The organism is Paenibacillus thiaminolyticus, from assembly GCF_007066085.1.
Lineage (GTDB): Bacteria > Bacillota > Bacilli > Paenibacillales > Paenibacillaceae > Paenibacillus_B > Paenibacillus_B thiaminolyticus.
The window spans coordinates 337,186-356,840 of the sequence record NZ_CP041405.1 but is presented as its reverse complement, the minus strand read 5'-3'; the positions used below and the strand labels follow the sequence as shown (position 1 = coordinate 356,840).

Annotated in this window: 18 protein-coding genes; 4 read left to right on the top strand and 14 right to left on the bottom strand. The window is 54.3% G+C overall.

Going from position 1 to position 19,655, the window contains the following annotated elements; translation table 11 throughout:
• Window positions 1–555 carry a GNAT family N-acetyltransferase gene (locus FLT43_RS01485; RefSeq protein WP_244194276.1) on the top strand — a complete coding sequence of 185 codons (555 nt, stop codon included), beginning with the start codon at window positions 1–3 and terminating at the stop codon, window positions 553–555.
• An 88-nt stretch (window positions 556–643) separates the two neighbouring features.
• On the opposite strand, the gene FLT43_RS01480 is transcribed toward FLT43_RS01485, so the two are convergent.
• Together FLT43_RS01480 and FLT43_RS01475 are read right to left on the bottom strand one after the other, a co-directional pair.
• On the bottom strand, window positions 644–1,618 hold the full coding sequence (locus FLT43_RS01480; protein WP_087443663.1) for an NAD(P)H-dependent flavin oxidoreductase: 975 nt from the start codon (window positions 1,616–1,618) through the stop codon (window positions 644–646).
• Window positions 1,619–1,879: 261 nt separating this feature from the next.
• Window positions 1,880–2,629 carry an SDR family NAD(P)-dependent oxidoreductase gene (locus FLT43_RS01475; protein WP_087443664.1) on the bottom strand — a complete coding sequence of 250 codons (750 nt, stop codon included), beginning with the start codon at window positions 2,627–2,629 and terminating at the stop codon, window positions 1,880–1,882.
• 168 nt (window positions 2,630–2,797) lie between these two features.
• On the opposite strand from FLT43_RS01475, the gene FLT43_RS01470 reads away from it, so the two are divergent.
• On the top strand, window positions 2,798–3,682 hold the full coding sequence (locus tag FLT43_RS01470) for a LysR family transcriptional regulator (RefSeq protein ID WP_087443665.1): 885 nt from the start codon (window positions 2,798–2,800) through the stop codon (window positions 3,680–3,682).
• Between the two features lie 205 nt (window positions 3,683–3,887).
• Here FLT43_RS01470 and FLT43_RS01465 read toward each other — a convergent pair whose 3' ends face one another.
• Together FLT43_RS01465 and FLT43_RS01460 are read right to left on the bottom strand one after the other, a co-directional pair.
• Window positions 3,888–4,772, bottom strand: coding sequence for an endonuclease/exonuclease/phosphatase family protein (locus tag FLT43_RS01465; protein WP_087443666.1), 885 nt, complete (start codon window positions 4,770–4,772; stop codon window positions 3,888–3,890).
• 458 nt (window positions 4,773–5,230) lie between these two features.
• Window positions 5,231–5,689: a hypothetical protein gene (locus FLT43_RS01460; protein ID WP_087443667.1), complete on the bottom strand. Its 459-nt coding sequence runs from the start codon at window positions 5,687–5,689 to the stop codon at window positions 5,231–5,233.
• 447 nt (window positions 5,690–6,136) lie between these two features.
• On the opposite strand from FLT43_RS01460, the gene FLT43_RS01455 reads away from it, so the two are divergent.
• Complete coding sequence (locus FLT43_RS01455) at window positions 6,137–6,493, top strand: DUF1801 domain-containing protein (protein WP_087443668.1); 357 nt, start codon at window positions 6,137–6,139, stop codon at window positions 6,491–6,493.
• Between the two features lie 193 nt (window positions 6,494–6,686).
• Here FLT43_RS01455 and FLT43_RS01450 read toward each other — a convergent pair whose 3' ends face one another.
• The 9 genes from FLT43_RS01450 to hppD all read right to left on the bottom strand — a co-directional run bounded on the left by FLT43_RS01450 (window position 6,687) and on the right by hppD (window position 15,800).
• Window positions 6,687–7,748 (bottom strand): LLM class flavin-dependent oxidoreductase, encoded by a 1,062-nt coding sequence (locus tag FLT43_RS01450; protein ID WP_087443669.1) that lies wholly within the window; start codon window positions 7,746–7,748, stop codon window positions 6,687–6,689.
• Window positions 7,749–7,992: 244 nt separating this feature from the next.
• The gene (locus tag FLT43_RS01445; protein ID WP_087443670.1) at window positions 7,993–9,171 is read right to left on the bottom strand and encodes an acetyl-CoA C-acetyltransferase; all 1,179 of its coding nucleotides are present in this window, start codon (window positions 9,169–9,171) and stop codon (window positions 7,993–7,995) included.
• A gap of 111 nt (window positions 9,172–9,282) precedes the next feature.
• Window positions 9,283–10,401, bottom strand: a complete 1,119-nt coding sequence (gene hisC, locus FLT43_RS01440) for a histidinol-phosphate transaminase (RefSeq protein WP_087443671.1) — start codon at window positions 10,399–10,401, stop codon at window positions 9,283–9,285.
• A 20-nt stretch (window positions 10,402–10,421) separates the two neighbouring features.
• Window positions 10,422–11,081, bottom strand: coding sequence for a 3-oxoacid CoA-transferase subunit B (locus tag FLT43_RS01435; protein WP_087443672.1), 660 nt, complete (start codon window positions 11,079–11,081; stop codon window positions 10,422–10,424).
• Window positions 11,078–11,806 (bottom strand): CoA transferase subunit A, encoded by a 729-nt coding sequence (locus tag FLT43_RS01430; protein ID WP_087443673.1) that lies wholly within the window; start codon window positions 11,804–11,806, stop codon window positions 11,078–11,080. Before FLT43_RS01430 ends, FLT43_RS01435 begins: the two co-directional genes overlap by 4 nt.
• Window positions 11,807–11,844: 38 nt before the next feature.
• Window positions 11,845–13,026, bottom strand: coding sequence for a homogentisate 1,2-dioxygenase (locus FLT43_RS01425; protein ID WP_087443674.1), 1,182 nt, complete (start codon window positions 13,024–13,026; stop codon window positions 11,845–11,847).
• A 58-nt stretch (window positions 13,027–13,084) separates the two neighbouring features.
• Entirely contained in the window at window positions 13,085–14,020 is a 936-nt protein-coding gene (locus FLT43_RS01420; RefSeq protein WP_087443675.1) for a fumarylacetoacetate hydrolase family protein, read from the bottom strand.
• A gap of 25 nt (window positions 14,021–14,045) precedes the next feature.
• Window positions 14,046–14,657, bottom strand: coding sequence for a flavin reductase family protein (locus FLT43_RS01415; protein ID WP_087443676.1), 612 nt, complete (start codon window positions 14,655–14,657; stop codon window positions 14,046–14,048).
• A 30-nt stretch (window positions 14,658–14,687) separates the two neighbouring features.
• Window positions 14,688–15,800, bottom strand: coding sequence for a 4-hydroxyphenylpyruvate dioxygenase (gene hppD / locus FLT43_RS01410; RefSeq protein ID WP_087443677.1), 1,113 nt, complete (start codon window positions 15,798–15,800; stop codon window positions 14,688–14,690).
• A 319-nt stretch (window positions 15,801–16,119) separates the two neighbouring features.
• Between hppD and FLT43_RS01405 the strand changes: the two genes are divergently transcribed.
• Window positions 16,120–16,413: a YerC/YecD family TrpR-related protein gene (locus tag FLT43_RS01405; RefSeq protein ID WP_087443678.1), complete on the top strand. Its 294-nt coding sequence runs from the start codon at window positions 16,120–16,122 to the stop codon at window positions 16,411–16,413.
• Window positions 16,414–16,524: 111 nt separating this feature from the next.
• Here FLT43_RS01405 and FLT43_RS01400 read toward each other — a convergent pair whose 3' ends face one another.
• Complete coding sequence (locus FLT43_RS01400; RefSeq protein WP_087443679.1) at window positions 16,525–19,062, bottom strand: DUF4855 domain-containing protein; 2,538 nt, start codon at window positions 19,060–19,062, stop codon at window positions 16,525–16,527.
• Window positions 19,063–19,655 lie beyond the last annotated feature (593 nt).

Genomic DNA, 19,655 nt, shown 5'->3' with positions numbered 1-19,655 from the left:
ATGCAGATGATTTCATATTGGAAGGGCGCCGCCGTACAGCTTCGCGCTCCCGACACCGAAGATATTCACGTCTTTGAGAGCCTGGACGATGCCATTCTGCAAAGTCATGATTCGATCGCGTTTCCGCGGACGAAGGCGCAAATCGAGGAGTGGATGGAACAAATATCGCAGGGCGCATCCAAAGACAGCGATGATTTTTTCTGGATTGCGGAAGATAAGGAGCGAAATGTGGTCGGAACGATCGAAGTCGCGGGCTGCGATTCCAAGAACGGGACCTTTGATTATGGCATAACCGTCTTGCCCGCCTACAGGGGCAAAGGCTACGCAAAAGACATGATTGTAACCGTGCTGAGGCATTACTTCCTGGAGCTGCGCTACGAGAAGGCGACCATAAATGTGTACTCCTTCAACCAGGCATCGATCAGCCTGCATCGCAAGCTGGGATTTAAGGAAGAAGGAAGATTGAGAAGGATGATTTATACCGGCGGGCAATATTATGATGAAGTCTATTTCGGCATGACCAAGGAAGAGTTTCAAGAGCTGTATCCCCAATGAGCTTGGAAGCCCGTAACGACAGAAAAGGGGCTCATCGCCCCTTTTCGCTTGCTACAACATAAACTGCCAGCATCACTTGGCCTTCGTGTCAGCCCATGCAAGCAGGGACGAGAGAAGCATAGGTTTGCTGATACTCCTCCCGCAGTTCGGCAACGACGTCGGCAATGGGCGCCGTCCGCTTGATCGCCCCCACGCCTTGTCCGGCCGACCAAATATCTTTCCATGCCTTGGCTTCGCTGACTTGCGCAAAAGAGAAATCCATCGTGTCCTTCTTCCGCAATTGGTTCGGATCAAGCCCTGCATTGCGAATGCTGGGAACGAGATAATTGCCGTGGACGCCGCTCAATGCATCCGTATAAATCAAATCTTCCGCATTCGATGTCATGAGCATGCTTCGATAAGCCTCGCTTGCGTAGCTTTCGGCCGTAGCGATAAAGCGCGTTCCCATATAGACCATATCGGCGCCGAGCACCTCCATCGCTACGATATCCTGCCCGCGGGAGATGCAGCCGGCGACAATCGTAATCCCATTCCAGAATTCTTGTACCGCGCTCAGAAAGGCAACCGGGTTGAGCGTTCCGGCATGTCCGCCGGCGCCGTTGCACACGAGAATCAAGCCATCAATACCCGTATCGGCCGCTTTTCTCGCATGAGTCAGATTGATCACATCGGAAAAAACAAGCCCGCCATATTCATGCACGATATCGACAACCGCTTGCGGATTCCCAAGCGATGTAATCACAATCGGCGGCTGGAACTTCTTGATCAGCTCGAGATCTGATTCGAAGCGCTTGTTCGTTCGGTGCACGATCAGATTGACCGCCCAGGGAGCAACGGGCTGTGCTCTCTCTTGTTGCTGAGCTGCGGCCAGCTCTTGCGTAATCCGCTCCATCCATTCTCCCAAAATATCGCTCGTACGGGCGTTCAGCAGAGGGAACGAGCCGATAATACCGGCTTTACAGCCTGCAATAACCATTTCCGGGCTTGAAACCAGAAACATAGGAGCGGCAATAACAGGTACTGTAAGCCGCTCTTTGAGCCGTGCGAATTGCTGTTGCGACATGATCCTCATCCCTTCAACCATTTCTATGTGACACTGAAATCTAGCAACCAATTCTGTCGATTAATTACAGGTTACCAATTATGGCCAGTTATTTCAATCATACGATCCAGTTCTTCCCTTTATCACTTGTTCTTATGGTCTCCGCCCCTTATCACCGCATATCGAAAAAAAGCGCCGAGCCTATCGGATTCGAAGACCGAAGACTCAGCGCTTACGTTCCATTATCCTCTTGTTGAAAGTCCCCATGCGGCAGCGCTCCGTTTATTTGAAGGAAGCATACCCTTCATCTGCCATCACGACACTTCCGTTGATCGCGCTGGCTTCCTCGAGAGACATCAAATAGACCGCATCGGCCACTTGCTCGGGCCGCGTCAATTTATTGCCGATGACTTTGGCTTTCATCGAGTCTACCATGCCTCTATCCTTGTAGCCCTGAATAATCGGCGTGTCGACGGCGCCCGGCGCGACCGCCACGACGCGAATACCGTATTCCGCCAGCTCCAGCGCCGCCGACTTGGTCATCATAATGACCGCGCCCTTCGTCGCGTGGTAAGCGAACGTTCCCGGCGAAGCCAGGAAGCCGAATACCGAGGCCGTATTGATGATGACGCCCTTGATGCCCAGCTCTCTCATCTTGCGGCCGGCCGCGATAATCCCATAGGCTACCCCGTGCTGATTCACGTTGATGACATCATGATAATCCTTCACATTCTGGTCGAGCACCGGCGTAACCCGTCCGATCCCGGCATTATTGAACAAGACATCGATGCGGCCGAACGTCTCGACCGCTGTGTCAACCAAGGACTCCATGTCCTCGAGCTTGGATACATCCGTCTTGACAAAGATGGCTTGTCCGCCCTGCTCCCGAATAAGATCAACCGTTGCTTGTCCGGCCTGTTCGTTGAAGTCGGCGACCACGACGCGATCGCCCTTCCGCGCGAACTTCAGCGCCGTTTCCTTGCCGATTCCGCTTGCCCCGCCAGTGATAACCGCTACTCTGTTCTCCGTCATGCTTCATTCCTCCCTATATTCTCATTCAGAACCAGATTACTGAATTGTGAGAAAGTTCATTGACTTCAAGCATCCTCTTATGCCCCTATTGTAACACCGCTTGTTATTAACTAAAATTTATATAAACTAATATATAATTAAGTAATACTTAATAAGAGGTGAAAGTCTATGAATCTCGAACAACTCGAATACATTGTCCAAGTGGCCAAAACCGGATCATTTACAAAAGCGGCGGAGCATTCGCATGTCACGCTGTCGGCGATAAGTCAGTCCATCTCCTTGCTCGAATCGGAATTGGGCGTGAGCCTGTTCCACCGCTCGCGCGGATTGGGAGCCGTCCCGACGCCGGAAGGCAGAGCCCTCATCGCCAAGGCTCATGAAGCGCTAGTCGCGCTCCAGGAGCTCAGGGCCGAAGCCCAATCCTATAGCGACGCTTTGAGCGGACAATTGCGAATCGCCACCATACCGGGACCGATGCATCTGCTGGTGCATGTCGTCTCCCGCTTCAAGCGGGATTATCCAGGGGTAAGGGTGGAGATTATGGAGAAGGGCCCGAAGGAAATATTGGAGCTGCTGAAGCATGATAAGATTGACATTGGATTAATCGCACTGTCGGCAAGCCTGCTCCATCAACAACGCTGCCTTGCCTTCGAACGGCTCTTGGAAGGCAAATTGGTGGTCGGCGTCCATGAGCAGTCCCCTCTTCGTCTGGAGAGCGCAATCACGCCCGATACATTAGCGAAGCAGACGCTCGTGCTGTATGATGACGAGCATATCCGGGACTTCATGGATCAGTTCGTCGCGGCCTATGGCGAGGTTGACATTCTATTCATTAGCAACAATACACAGGCGATTCACAATGCGGTCAAGGAAGGAATCGCGGTGACGATCGGACTCGATTATTCGTTCAAGGAAGACGGAGAGCATATCATCACGCTACCGCTGGAATCCCCGATTACCGAACCGGTTTATTACGGGTGGGTGCATCCGAAGGAGAAGCATATCGCGCAGGCGGCGAAGCGATTTCTGAACAGGCTTCAGGCCGAGCTCTAATCTTCATTCACGATAATAACTGCCGCTGCATAAAAAAGACAGTCCCCGGTTCGTCCTGCATCCATTATGCGGATTCCCTTGCATCCAGCATGCGAGTTCATCTTGCGTCTATCATACGGACGTCAAGAGACTGCGCCGGGGACTGCTCTTGGGCCGTTCACGATAACGGGAACGGACTAGCCCTCATCTACTTGCTCATCCTAATCTATAGCTGCTCATTCCACAGGATATCGGCCACAACCGGCATATGATCCGAAGGGAAGCGGCCGTTCTGCTGGTCCGCCAGAACCCCGTATTGCAGAACGCGTACCTGTTCATTGACGAAAATATAATCAATCGGCGAATCGAGATCCTCTCCATTATCGCCCTTGAAGCATTCGCCGTCGCGATACAGGCATTCGATCAGCCGCTGAAGCTGGAAGCCGTGGAACGTGAACGACGGCCCGAAGTGCGGATGCTGCGCAGCGTAACGGGCATCCCGCAGCGCGCCGAAGCCATTCCCGGCTCCGGTAAGGATGCCGTACGGCACGGATGATTCGGAGCAGTTGAAGTCCCCTGTGACAATGACTGGGCAACGTTCTTCCAGTTTCTCGATCCGGTTCAACAGCAAGAGCGCGCTCTGCTCCATCGCTACCGTCCCAACATGATCGAAATGAGTATTGAAATGGATGAACCGCGTTCCCGTCAGCTTATCCTCAAATCGAACCCACGTAGCGATGCGCGGGCAGGCGGCGTCCCAGCCGAGCCGGCCAGGCACCTCCGGCGTCTCGGAGAGCCAAAATGTTCCGTTCTCAAGGGGCTCGAGGCGGCTCTTGCGGTAAAAGACTACGCAGTATTCCCCTGCATCGGCTCCATCCTCTCTGCCCTTGCCTACCCAGCCGAAATCATGCAGCATTCGTTCCAAATCGGCAATCTGATGACGAAGCGCTTCCTGCATGCCGACCGTATCTGCGCGGTGGAAGCGGATCATGCTGGCGACCATATCCGCCCTGCGGCTCCATCTCTGCTCCCCATCTTCCGTGTTATCGCTACCATACCGAATGTTAAAAGACATGCATCGCAATGATTGGTTCTCATTATGTAGCATCATAACTGTTCACTCCTCTTGGCGATGTGGCGATCGATGTTCGATGGTTGGTGTACGCTGCACTCTTCTATTTTATCTCACCCGATCCCCGATTGGAACTGTCCCTCCCATAACTTTCAGCGCGGTGGCTTGGAGCGGGCCGCATCTACACCCGAACTGAAAAATAGGATCGAAGCCAATAGCATCCTTATCCAGGCGACGAGTCCGATCCACCCGTTCCATTTGAGTATGAAGCCGCCACTCCATTCAATCAGACTGGAGCTGGCATAATGCAGGCAGCGGCGTACGCTAACGGCAGCGAGAGCTTCGCGTGTTCGTTATTCAACCAGCGAACCATTTCTCATTTCGCTGCTTCCGTTCTTGCCGGGTGCAGAATATACCCATTGCCTCGCACCGCATAAGGAAGAAAATTCCGGCATTAAAAAAGCCGCTGGTTATTCAGCGGCCCTAAAATGGTCTACTTAAAAGTTATCATCAATATAGAATCCGAACTGGTACTGTGCTGTACCGTCACTTATTTTTTTGACCACAAAGTACACCGTAGCACCGTCTGGTATATTTTTGGTTTCAAACGCTTGATACTGGCCAAAACGTAGAGCGTCCATTAGGTCTGATTCATCACCGTTTTTGTACTTAATAATATAGCCAAATCTGAAATTTTCATAATCTTCTGTTCCTATGAATAAAGCTGTAATACCTTTCATTTTTCTCGTGTTATTTGTCCATTTAAACCAATCTTCATCTTTGCTGTTTTCAATAGACAGGTGGACTGGGCTTTTTGGATAGAAGTCAAGTAGGCCTTCCGGATACAAATCAATTGCACTGTCCTTTGTGTCACCAAGCCCCGTAGCTGCAAATGCACTCGTTGAGAATACCAACATTAATGCGAATACCAAAAGCGTTGAGAAAAACTTCTTCATCGTATCTCACCTTTATATATGTAGTAGAGCCGTCTTCCAACTCCCACCTAGATAATACCATTATCTTACTTGTGAAGTATATGGATTCTTGTAGTTTTTTCCACATAATTACTGTTTTTAGGTGGATTAATTCAATTAAAAGCAGCCAAATATGACGGCCTGTGTGATGATCCTAGGCCATTCTTCGCGATCGTTAGTTGTAAGGAATACGTTCCATCCGGCTTGTAGTACACGGGATACTGATATATTTCTACTGATAGGGTTCAAATTGGATAGCATGGAAAACATAACTTCGGGCCCACTTGCCCGAAGCGATATGATTGTTATATTGGCAACCGGTGTATAATGAGCTAGTGAGGAATAGTTCACGGTACAGCATTTCGGGGTAGTTGTAATGGCAGCCTTAGAACTGTTGTATATTATGTCTAATGCTGCGAGGTGTTATCAATGGGATTTACGACAGTAAATGAATACGTAAACAGCCTGCATGAAAAAGGAAAGAAGGCGGTCTGCGAATTTGTGGACTTCATGAGAGTTGAGTTTCCTCAAATTACGCCCAAAATAAGTTATGGTATGCCCATGTGGTGGGCAGGTAAGAAAATGTACGATGGATATGTAGCTGTTTCGGCCGCAAAAGCGCATTATTCCATACATTTTCATGATGAGGAACGCGTATCGCATCTGGCGACCCTATTGCCGGATAGCACCTTCGGGAAGAAATGCGTCAACATTAAGTACGGTGATGAAAAATCAGCTAAACTTGTGATGCAGAGCGTAAAAGATTATTTTAACGGGATTTTGTAATTATAGTTCCACCACTAACGGAAACGGCAAAGCTGCCAGCATATCTTGCTTCTTCGAACGTTATCAACATCTGCTCCTGCTGTCATGACAATGGCATGTTACATTGCCAATACCTTCATATATGTCGTGTTATGGGAACAACGTTCAGAAACGATAATAGACGCTGCCTCATCCAGGCAGCGTCTATTCGAATCTAGCTCAACAATTGATGTTGCTCCCAACGTGCTGCCTCTTCTCTTACACGAGGCGCTACTTCCGTTCCGAATAGCCGTATCGCTTCCATGACCTCTTCATGAGGCATTGTACCGTGCGGCATATGTAACATGAATCTGGTAACGCCAACATGCTTGCGAAGATGAATAATTTTTTGGGCTACCGTTTCCGGGTCGCCAACATATAGGGCGCCTTCCAAGCTGCAGGCCGCGTCGTAGTCTGCTCTCGTGTACGGAGGCGCCCCTTTTTCAGCGGCTCTCACGTTCGTTCTGGCAAATGTAGACGGGAAGAACGTTTCGATTGCTTGCTTTTGATTCTTCGCCACAAAACCGTGGGAATGAGAAGCAATCGGCAGACGGGTTACATCGTGACCAGCTTCGGCAGCCGCTTTCTTGTACAGCTCAACCTGTGAAGCGTAGTCGAGCGGCTTCACTCCTCCGATAATGGCGAGAACAAATGGAAGGCCCATTGCCCCTGCACGAATCGCGGATTCCGGACTTCCTGCACTTCCAATCCAGACCGGCAAAGGATCCTGTACGGGGCGCGGATAAATGCCCAGATCCTGGATCGCTGGGCGATGCTTCCCGCTCCAACTGACTTTTTCCGACTTCTGAATGTGCAGCAGCAGCTCCAGCTTCTCATCGAACAGCTCTTCATAATCGTCCAGATCGTAACCGAACAAGGGGAATGATTCGAGAAAGGAGCCTCGGCCGACCATAATCTCCGCCCGTCCGTTAGACAGGCCATCAAGTGTTGCAAAATCTTGAAATACACGTACGGGATCAGCAGACGACAAAATCATGACAGCGCTCGTCAGCCGAATTTTCGTTGTTTTACAAGCAGCAGCAGCTAATACAACCGCAGGAGATGATGCCGCAAAATCATGACGATGATGCTCACCTACCCCATATACATCCAGTCCTACCTGATCCGCGAGCACAATCTCCTCCACTACTTCACGCAGCCGCTCCGCGTGACTTATCGTTGTTCCCGTGTTGACATCAGGTGTTGTCTCGACAAACGTGCTTATACCTAGTTCCACTATCCATTTCCTCTTTTCCATTGATGTTCATGTTCATCATACGCACACTCCGGACGGTATATTAATTTATCATTTATTTTCATTATTTCATAGGTCATTCTTGTAGTTTTCAATTATTTTCTGTGTGTAAAAAAATCGCTCCACGCAGTAAGGCAGCTGCCTCTCTACTGTGCCTTGCGATCAAACGTTCAAACGACAACACCTCCGACCCAAGGAGAATCGGAGGTGCACCTATATTGATATGTTACCTTTGCTCGACGACGACGGCGACGCCGTGACCGCCGCCGACGCACAGGGCCGCAAGTCCGGTGGACGCCTGCCTGCGCTTCATTGCATACAGCAGCGTCACCAGAATGCGCGCACCGCTGGCGCCAATCGGATGCCCGAGCGCGATGGCGCCCCCGTTCACATTGACAAGCGCCGGATCGATCCCGAGCTCGCGGATGACGGCGATCGACTGAGCGGCGAAAGCTTCATTCAATTCCGCCACGTCAATATCCGCGATCGACATTCCGGCCTTCTTCAACGCCGCTTGCGCGGCCGATACAGGACCCATGCCCATCAAGGCCGGATCCACGCCTGTGGAGGCGTAAGCGCGGATGCGCGCAAGCACCGGCAGCCCCATCTGCTTCGCCGTACGGCCGGAACAGATGACAAGCGCCGCCGCCCCGTCGTTAATCCCGGAGGCATTGCCGGCCGTCACCGTGCCGTCCGGCTGGAAGGCAGGCTTGAGACGCGCCAGGCTAGCGGCCGTCACATCCGGACGCAGATGCTCATCGGCTTCGATCCTCGTCAGACCCTTCCTGGTCCGTATGTCCACCGGCGCGATCTCGGCGGAGAACTCGCTGCGCTCCCATGCCTCGCTGGCTTTCTGCTGGCTCATCAAGGCAAAAGCATCCTGTTCTTCCCTCGCAATCTGATACTTTGCTGCGATATTTTCCGCGGTCTGCCCCATATGGATGCCGCAGATCGAGCAGGTAAGCCCGTCTTTGAGGACGCTATCCACGACCACTCCGTCCCCCAGCCGATAACCGGCTCTTCCTTGCGCCAGCAAATAAGGCGCCATCGACATATTCTCCATGCCGCCGGCGACGATAAGATCCGCGTCGCCCGCCTTGATGGCCTGTGCGGCCATAATGACCGCTTTCAGCCCCGACCCGCATATTTTATTGATTGTTACGGCCGGCACCTCGCAAGGCAGGCCCGCCTTCATCGCGGCCAGACGAGCGGGACCTTGGCCGATGCCCGCCTGCAGCACATTGCCCATCATCACCTCTTGCGCCGCTTCCGGGCGCAGCCCGGCCCGCTGCAGCGCTTCCGCGATGACCAGCGCTCCCAGCTCGACAGCCGGTACTTCGCTCAATCCGCCCATGAACGCGCCGATCGGCGTTCGCACGGCGCTCGCAATAACGACGTCCGTCAGAACGTCACCCCCATTCCGCTAAGCAAGATTATCACAGACGCAGTGCAATAGATCATTCAAAGACCCTATGCACTAGATACTAGATAGGCAAGAGAATGCTTCCCGCTTCGCTTACGCCGACTGGCCGCCAGGTCCTAGAATAGTCCGCAGGGCCTCGATGAACACCTGGTTATCCTGCTCCGTTCCGATGGATACGCGGATCGTGTCCGGATAGCCGAGCAGACTGCCCGCGCGCACCACGACGCCCTGTGCCAGCAAGGACTGGAAGACATCATCTCCGGAGCGGTCCAGCTTCACCATCAGGAAATTGGCATGCGAAGGATAACAGGACAGCCCCAGCTGCTTCAGTTCCGCGACCAGATTCGTTCTGGCCGCCTCATTCCGCCGCGCGCAGTCGGCGGCGAACGCCGGATCGTCCAATGAGGCGCTTGCCGCGGCTTGCGCCATCCGGTTCGAGTTGAACGGCTCCTTCACTTTGATCAGCTCTTGCACGATGCTCGGTTGCATCATGCCGTAGCCTGCACGCAGCGCCGCCAGACCGTAGATTTTGGAGAACGTGCGCAGGATGACCAGATTCGGATGGCTGGCCAGGAGCGGCACGGTCTGCAAATAGTCCGGATCGGACACATATTCGTAGTAAGCCTCGTCGATGACCAGCATAATATGGCGCGGCACCTGCTCGATGAAGGCAAGCAGCTCGCTGCGTCCCACGATCGTCCCCGTCGGATTGTTCGGGTTGCATACGAAGATCATCTTCGTCCTGCTGGATATCGCCTTCAGCATGCCGGCCAGATCATGAACGCCGTCGATAAGCGGCACCGTTACCGGAACGCCGCCCTCGATGAGGACGTTCGTCTCGTAGCGGGAGAACGTGACATCGGCCATAACGGCTTCGTCCCCTGCTGCAATATAGCTCCGCGTCAATAAGCGAATGATCTCGTCGGACCCATTGCCGATAATGAAATACTCAGGCGCCACGCCAAGGCGCGCGGACAGCTTCGCCGCCAATTCCGGGGCGGTGCCTTCCGGATACAGGGCGCATTTCTCCATCCCGCGTACGACGGCCTGGGTGGCCAGCTCCGAACAGCCGTACGGATTTTCATTGGACGCGAGCTTGATAATGTCAGTAAGGCCGAACTCCCTTTTTACCTCTTCAATCGGTTTGCCCGGGACGTATACGCCTAATGGTTCGATTTCTTTTCTCGTCGGAATCTTGACAGAGACTTGCATAGAATATCCTCCTTGCTCCTTTACTCCGATGCCCGGGACGCCAACGCGGGACTTACCCGGAACGGCGCCTCGGTTTTGTGCCGAATCTCTTCTACGTCAACTCCCTGCTGCGTCTCGATCAAGACCATGCCTTCTTCAGTAAAATCAAACACGGCCAAATCGGTAATTAACCGGTCGACCACTCGGGTGCCTGTCAACGGCAAGCTGCACTCGCGCTTGATCTTGGGTTCGCCGTGCTTGTTCACATGCTCCATAATGACGACGATGCGCCGGGCGCCGTTCACCAGGTCCATAGCGCCTCCCATGCCCTTGATCATTTTGCCGGGGATCATCCAATTCGCCAGATCACCCCGCACCGATACTTCCATTCCGCCCAAAATGGCGAGATCGATATGTCCGCCCCGGATCATGGCGAACGATTCGGCGCTGTCGAAATAGGAGGCGCCCTCCACGACGGTCACCGTCTCCTTACCCGCGTTAATCAGATCCGGATCCTCGCTCCCTTCCTGAGGATATGGACCGAGGCCCAGGAGGCCGTTCTCGGAATGAAGCAGCACATTGCACTCCGGCGGAATGATTCCTGCAATCAGGGTCGGTATGCCGATGCCGAGATTGACCGCCATCCCGTCCTTAATCTCCAGCACGGCCCGCCGGACGATGGCCTCGCGTGCGTCACTCATGAGAATCCCCCCGTTCCGAGCGTCGCCGGCTGCACGACGCGCCGTTCAATCCGCTTCTCGTACCCGGTTCCGTGGAGCACCCGCTGCACATAGATGCCGGGCGTATGAATATCATTCGGATCCAATTGTCCCGGCTCGACCAGCTCCTCCACCTCGGCAATCGTAATCTTGCCCGCAGCCGCTGCCAGCGGATTGAAGTTCCGTGCCGTCTTCCGGTAGACCAGGTTACCGAATGAATCCCCCTTCCACGCCTTCACGAACGCATAATCGCCGACAATCGCCTTTTCCATCAAGTAGGTGCGGCCGTTGAACTGTCTATGCTCCTTGCCTTCCGCCACCATCGTGCCGACGCCCGTCGCCGTGTAGAAAGCCGGGATGCCGGCTCCGCCCGCACGGATGCGCTCAGCCAGCGTGCCCTGCGGAACGAACTCCACCTCCAGCTCGCCGCTCAGCAGCTGGCGCTCGAACGTTTTGTTCTCCCCGACATACGAGGCGATCATTTTCTTGATCTGGCGGTTCGGGAGCAGGAGGCCTAGCCCCCAGTCGTCCACGCCGCAAGTATTGCTGACGACGGTCAGATTCTTCACGCCGCTGTCTCTCAGCGCCGCAATGGCCAGCTCGGGGATACCGCACAGGCCGAATCCGCCCACTATCAAGGTGGCTCCGTCCTGAATCCCCTCTATCGCCTCGGCGGCGGAATGCACGACTTTCCCATGCTGCTTCATGCCATGCGCTCCTTTCATCGGCATATCTTGCACCTGTTTTACACAGTCCGCGATGCTTCCTGCGAATCGGCACACCAGCTGTACATATATTGGCTATCCTCATACGCCAGTGCCTGCTTGACGACGCGCAGCGGCCGGAACGTATCGATCATGACTGCAAGCTCCGTAGTTTCTTTTTTGCCGATACTGTCTTCGATCTTGCCGGGATGCGGGCCGTGCGGAATGCCCGACGGATGCAAGGTGATGGACCCTTCCTTAACGCCCTTGCGGCTCATGAAGTTGCCCCTGACATAATAGAGCACCTCGTCGCTATCTACATTGCTGTGGAAATAAGGGGCCGGAATCCCCTCGGGATGATAATCGTATAACCGGGGAACGAAGGAGCAGATGACGAAGTTATTCCCCTCGAAGGTCTGATGAATCGGCGGCGGCATATGAATGCGGCCCGTAATCGGCTCGAAATCGGCTATGTTAAAAATCCACGGATACAAATACCCGTCCCAGCCTACGACATCGAACGGGTGATGATTAAACATATGCAGGTGGATATGTCCCCTAGACTTCGTTCTTACCTCGAACTCGCCGAGCTCGGCATAAGTATCCAGCTTCTCCGGACCGCGGAAATCCCGCTCACAGAAAGGGCTATGCTCCAAAAGCTGGCCATGCGCGTTGCGGTAGCGATTCGGCGTCGTAATCCAGCTGTTCGTCTCCACGGCCAAGAGCTTCGTACGCCCCGGCTCCGGAATGACGCGATAGATCGTGCCGATCGGGATGACAATATAATCTCCCGGCCGATAACGGAGCGTACCGAACATCGTCTCTACGGTGCCCTCCCCTTCATGCACGAACAACAGCTCGTCCCCGTCCCCGTTCCGGTAGAAATAATCCATCGGCCGATCGACGTTCGCAATGGCGATGAGCAAATCCTCGTTGCCCAGCATATAGCGTCTGCCTGCAACGGCATCGCCCGTATCCGAACAGTCGCCTGTCAGCAGATGACGGTGGCGCAGCGCTCCTTGCTCTTCGAATTCAATGTCGAAGGCGGCGTACACTTCCGCCTTGCCGACAGCCGTCGGCGGATAATGGTGATACAAGATCGACTGAATGCCGGAAAAGCCCTTCGTTCCCATGACTTGCTCACGGTACAGCGTGCCGTCCGGCTTGCGGAACATCGTATGCCTCTTGCCCGGAATGTCTCCCATACGGCGATAATAGGCCATGACATGAATCCTCCTCTCTCTCAATTCAGCACCGGTCGAGCGCGGCTTCTTCGCCGCTTCAACCGATGGTGTTGCGCAGCAAGCCGAGTCCCGCGACTTCCAATTCGATGACATCGCCGGGCTCCAGCCAGCGGTGCACGTCCGGTCCCAGCTCGAGAATGCAGCCGGTCCCGACCGTGCCCGATCCGATAATATCGCCGGGGTAGAGCGTGGCGTCAGCCGAAGCCCGCGCGATCATCTCCCCGAACGTATAATGGAGGTCGCGCAGATTGCCGCGCGACAGCTCGATTCCGTTGACGCGGGCCGCCATCTCCAGCTCGTAGCGCCCGCCTGCGCGGTGCCTCTCCAGCTCGTCCCTGATGACCAGATACGGACCGAGCGACGTGGCGAAGTCTTTGCCCTTGGCCGGGCCGAGGCCGACCTTGACCTCCTCCCGCTGGAGATCGCGCGCGCTCCAGTCGTTCAGGATGCAATAGCCGAAAATATAGGCGTCCGCTTCCTCTGCCCTGATATCGCGTCCTTCCTTGCCGATAACGCAGGCCACCTCCAGCTCATAATCCAGAGCGGCGGTGGCGGCCGGTCTGCGGATAATCGCGTCCGGGCCGACGATGGCCTGATGATTGCTAAAATAGAACACCGGGAATTGGTACCATTCCGGCACGATATCGAGCCCCCGCCGCCGCCTTGCTGCGATCACATGCGCTTCGAAGGCATAGAAATCGCGGACGCTCGGCGGCTTCGGAATCGGCGCGAGCAAGGCGACGTCTCTCACTGGATAGACGCCTGCATGCGCGAGCAGCGACTCCGCACCAGCGCCAAGGCGGCGGTCGATTCGCTTGACCTCCTCCATATAATCCTCGTGAGAGCGCACCAGTTCCAGCAATTCGCCAGGCAGCCGGCCTTCGCTGACGGCCTGCATGTCGATGACGCAGCCCTCCCGCAGCCAACCGGAGCGCGGCGTGCCGGTTCCGGTGTCAAATGTTACGAACTTCATAGAACCTCCCGCTTTCCGTATGCCGCTACTTTTTTCGCTCCAGCATAAATGTGTCGGAGACGGCCCGGGTGTAGACATGGCCAGCCATGCGCCCGATCGGAAGCAGCTTCTCCATGTCGATTTTGCCGTCGGCGTACAGCTCGTCGCTTATATGCATCAGCACGACCTTGCCGATGACGAAACTGCCGGCGCCCGGCTGATCGCCGAAATGAAGGATATCATGGAGCACGCATTCCATCTGGATACCGCTTTCCTTCACCCGGTATGGACGAATGAGCTGGCTATAGATCGGGGTCAAGCCCGCCGCCTGGAACTCATCCACATCCGGTTCGAATTCGGCGGCGGTCTCATTCATCGGCTCGACGATCTGTTCACCGACGATATTGACGACGAATTCGCCGGTCGCTTCAATATTGACAAGCGTATCTTTTTTGCGGCCGTCCGTCCCGCGGCGCATCGGGGCGAAGCCGATCAGGAACGGCTCCGCGCAGATGGCCGTAAAAAAGCTGAACGGAGCCAGATTGGCCGTACCGTTCGGATCGATCGTGGACACAAAAGCAATCGGACGCGGCAGGATGGAGCCTATCATCAGCTTGTAGGCGTCTCTCCAGTGCAGCTCGTGCGGTGCAATATCCATGCGGCTTCTACTCCTTCCTGCGGCGCGGGTCTATAAGTTGCCGCGCCGTTCCTGCTCCCGTTCGATCGATTCGAACAAGGCCTTGAAATTGCCTTCGCCGAAGCCGACGGCTCCTTTGCGCTGAATGATCTCGAAGAACAGCGTCGGTCTGTCGACAAGCGGCTTCGTGAAGATTTGCAGCAAATAGCCTTCATCATCGCGGTCGACCAAAATTTTCAGTTCCTTCAGCTTGGCGATATCCTCATCGATCTGTCCTACCCGTGCGGTCAGCATATCGTAGTAGGAATCCGGCGTGCTAAGGAACTCCACCCCGTTCGCGCGGAGTGCCGTCACGGTCGATACGATGTCATTCGTAAGCAAGGCCAGATGCTGCACCCCAGGCCCGTTGTAATATTCCAGATACTCCTGGATCTGCGATTTGCGCTTGGCGGTCGCCGGCTCGTTAATCGGGAATTTGATTCTGCCTCCGTTATGCATCACTTTGGACATCAAGGCCGAATATTCCGTGCTGATATCCTCATCATCGAAATGAATCATTTGCTTGAAGCCCATCACTTTTTCATAGTAAGTAACCCATTCGTCCATTCGCTCCACGTTGCCGACGACATGGTCGACGCCGATCAGTCCGGCCGGCTGGTGCGGCAGGCTATCTTCAATCGACTGATACCCAGGCAGGAACAATCCGTTATAATCGTCCCGCTCTATCAATGTATGAATCGTGTCGCCATACGTGCCGATAACCGCTTTTTTGACCTTGCCGTGCTCATCCGAATATTCAGCCGGTTCCATAATGGCGATTCCGCCGCGTGATACCGCATCCTTGTAAGCCTTTTCAACATTACTGACCCGCAATGCGACATCTTTGACCCCGTCGCCGTGCAATTTGACGAACTCGGCAATCGGATGACTGTCGGAGAGAGCGCCGGAGAGAACGAACCGAATTTTATTCTGCTCGATAACATACGATACTTGATCACGGTTGCCGGTCTCCAAGCCCGAAAAGGCGATAGGCCGGAATCCATAGCCTTTGACGAAATAGTGCATGGCTTGCTTCGCGTTCCCCGTATAAAATTCAATGTAGTCGATGTCCTGGATCGGGAAAATTTCTTGCTCCGTTCTGTCGGTTACCGCTTGTTTTTTCATAAACACCCTCCTACACTCGCTTGATTGTTGCCAATGAAAGTATATGATGCATTCCAATATCTAGCAAAAGCGTACTCGAACGCGAGTCTGCTCCAACGCACGGCGGAATAGCCGCGGCAGCACATATGTGCATGAATCCAGCAGGGGTAAACCGCACCGTTGCGATATCGCAGTAAAGCACCAAAATAGCATCCAACTGGTTTTTTTGAATTTGTGAATGTTTTTTGAACAAACAGAAGGAAAAAGGCGGCTTCTTGTCAAAAAATAAGGAGTATGCGCATTCGTGGTATTCATTTCGAATTGGAGTTGATAGGACGATATGTATGCCAAGCGTTCCGGCGATCCGGCAATCGAGCAATTGCTGGAGATCATTATGAAACTGCAAAGCATGGAGGAATGTTATGATTTCTTCGAAGACTTGACGACTCCAAAAGAATTGCAGGCCTTGTCCCAACGGCTGGAAGTTGCCAAAATGCTATTGAACGGCAGCACGTATATGGAGATTGAAGCGGAGACCGGCGCAAGCACGGCCATTATTTCGCGTGTCAAGCGAATCCTGCACTATGGCAACGGAAGTTACCGGCTCATGCTCGACAGGCTTGAACAGCAGTAGCCATCAAAATCGGGGCATGCGAAGCTCTCCCCGTCCCGTCACAGCCAGTGGTCATAGCGCAAAAGAGCCGACACCTACTAAGCGGAAGCGCTTAGCTCGTGTCGGCCCCTTCTAGTTCATCAGCTTGCGGCTGACGAAGGCCAAATCTTGATCGTCGATTTTCCCGTTGCCGTTCGCATCCATATGCTTCACCTGCTCCCAGTCCGGGCTATGCTTCGTCTTGCCGTAATGAGAGGCGACGATAGCCAGATCGCCAACGGTTACCTTCCCGTCCCCATTGTAGTCTCCGGGAAGTGATGCCCCGGCTTGAATCGTCTTCGAAGAGGGCGTCGCCTGCGCTTCCCGCCCCTGCTCGTCGCCGAGCACCGCGCTGGAGATTGAGATGACGCCGGTGTTCGAGCCTGTCTCCTTCTTCACGCGGAAGGTCAGCACCAGCAGATCCGCCGTGCCATTCACCGCGTTGCCCTCGCCTTGGCTGGCCACAATCAGATGCAGCTTGCCCGGCGTCTTCTTGTCGCTATCGATGAGGCTGATGCCATTCTTGATCGGTTTGACGGACATCAATTCCATGAAGGCCGGATCATACTCGACTCGAATATCCTGCGCATAGATGTTCTCCGAGCCGCCGTTCAAGCCGTACGTGACGGTGAATTTCTCCCCGGGCTGAACGTTGCTTGCCCCTGTCAATTGGGTCTGCCATCCTGCCGCTGCTGAATCGATAGTTACGGTTACGGTGGCGGTATTCGAATCGGATTGGCCGTCATTCGCCTTGTAAGTAAACGTGTCCGTGCCTGTCTCTCCCTCGTTCGGCGTGTAGGTGAAGGCGCCGGCCGCCGCATCCGTCACCACGGCCTTGCCTTTCGTACCATTGTCCACAATGCTGTATGTCAGCGCATCCCCGTCGCTGTCGCTGGCCGTGAGCGTGCCGCTTACCGGGGTATTCGCCGCCGTCCGGAACGAGGCATCCGACGCTGCGGGCGCGGTATTGCCGCCTGTGTTGTTGCCGTTCGCGAATTGATACAGTCTGTCGTACAGCTCGCGAATTTGCGCATCCTGGCTGTTCGCCGCATCGCGCAGCACCGGGCCGCTTCCTTTGTAGTACGCCTTGAACGTGTCTGGGCCAGCAAAGCCATACTCATAACCAGCATCGAGATATTCATGGAACCGCTTGCGGAATGCCTCGTCCTTCAGCATACGGTTGTCGAACTCGAGTTCGACGCCCATGCCGAACCGCTTCGCCGTTGTGACTCCGTCCACCAGACGATCGATAGACAACGGCTCGAAGAAATAATTCGGCTGGTAGGCTGCCGCATCGAGTCCGACATCTCGCCACATATAGGCCTTATACGCCATGGAGTGCGGAATCCAGAACGATGTCAAGCCCTGCGCATGCACATCGGCATTGACCATGCGGACGAAATCCGGACCCGATTCGCTGGTGCTAAGCGACTCATCCAGCCAATATAGGCCGACAAGCTCCAGGTTCGAGTAATTGTTCTCCTCCCAACGCTGGAGGACTTCCTGGATCCACCAGCGGACCGCCTTCTGCCGATTGGCCAGCGCCTGCTCCCGGCCGACACTTCCTTCATTGAAGTTCTCGGATACGCCGTCCCCGTCCACATCGCCGAAGTCCGTCACATGCTCGGCCGGAAGCGGGATCATCGCCACAACCTTCATCTTGTAGTCCGGCTGCTTCAGCTTCTGGCCGACTTCCTTCACCGCTTCATTCAACTGGCTCATATCGCCTTGCGGCTTGAAGGTTTTATCGAGATACCATTTCCAGTCCGGCAGGAGGGAGTCAACGCCGAAATCGCGTCCTTCGGGCGACTTCAGGCCGAGCATCAGCACGCCATCGAAGAACCAGTCCGTAAGCTCGCCATTTTTATTGACATAGCCAATCTCGGGAAGCAAATTGTCCTTCGTCCATTCCGGCATATCGCTGTAGTATCCGTTATAGACGAGCGACAGATTGCGAATCCCCGCCGTATCCGCGCCCGGGCGCAAATATTCGAACGACTTCGCCGGCACCTCCGTGGCGCCCTCCTGCTTGCCGTCCGCTCCGATAATCTCGATCTCGTCGAGGAAGGTCCAGGCTTTCGGGTGCATCGAGAACATTACTTTGACGTAGCGCGCATAAGCCATTTTGGCGTCTGGTCCCGCCGCAGGAATGCCGTCCTTGCTTCCGTCCCACACATAGTACTGCTCTGCGGGCGGACCGTCCACCCACAGCAGCTCGGTCGCCTTGTGGGATACCTCTCCCCAATTCACGTTATCGTTCGAGACATACATCGATACCGTCAATGGGAACAAGATGGCCGATCCGGGCCAATCCTGAAGGAAGTGGGACTTGATGCTGGAGATGGACTTGGCTTCTCCCAGATCGAATACGATCTCCCGCGTCTGCTTCTGCAAATGTCCGGTCCACGCCGGGTCCAGCACGTTCGTGCCGCCGGTTTTGCCGTCCGTCAGCTTGTTACCGGTATCCGGGTAGCGGTAATCCGGCGCCTCCGACCATTCATAGGTGGAATCCTTGGCCAGATTGCGAAGCTCCGGCTCGTTCCCGGCCGCATGCGCATTCGGGACCGGGATGAAGGTAATCAGCATCATCATGCATAAGGCCATGGATATTCTCTTTTTCAAAGACACCATCTTTTTCCCTCCTGAGTGTGGTTTACAATCCCTATGCTGCTTCTCTAGGCACGACTGCCTCGCGCCCGGCAATTATCAATTCCCTCCCTTCCAGCACAGGACTCGAAGCCTTCGAAGTCATTTATGTAAGCGCCTTCACTTTAACAATAAGAGACCTTCTGCCCCGTGCAAAGAGATTTCTTATGACTTTCGTATACAGTTGTTTACCTTCCCGGTCCGCAAGATCTTCTGTCGAAGAAATTGGTTTGTCCTGCTTAAACCGTTGCTTTTCGAACCTTAGCGATCGAACCACAGCGCCGAATTCTCGCTCTCTTGCTTACGCATAGATTTTCCTCGATCGGATTCGCGAAGAGATATCGCCTCTGTTTCATATGCGCAATTTGGAATAAACCGGTCCTTATTCAACCGGATCGGCACGGATATGAAACGTTTTCGCGACAGAGAATACCGCTCCTTCTGACGATGGTGGGAATAAGTTGCATTCCTGCAAATCTTTATTGACTATGGCTCCACAGGGCTGATACCATACATGCATACGCTCGAATATCCAAGTTGTCCCATCGGAGTTGCGTGGTAAAATGGGCGTACACACC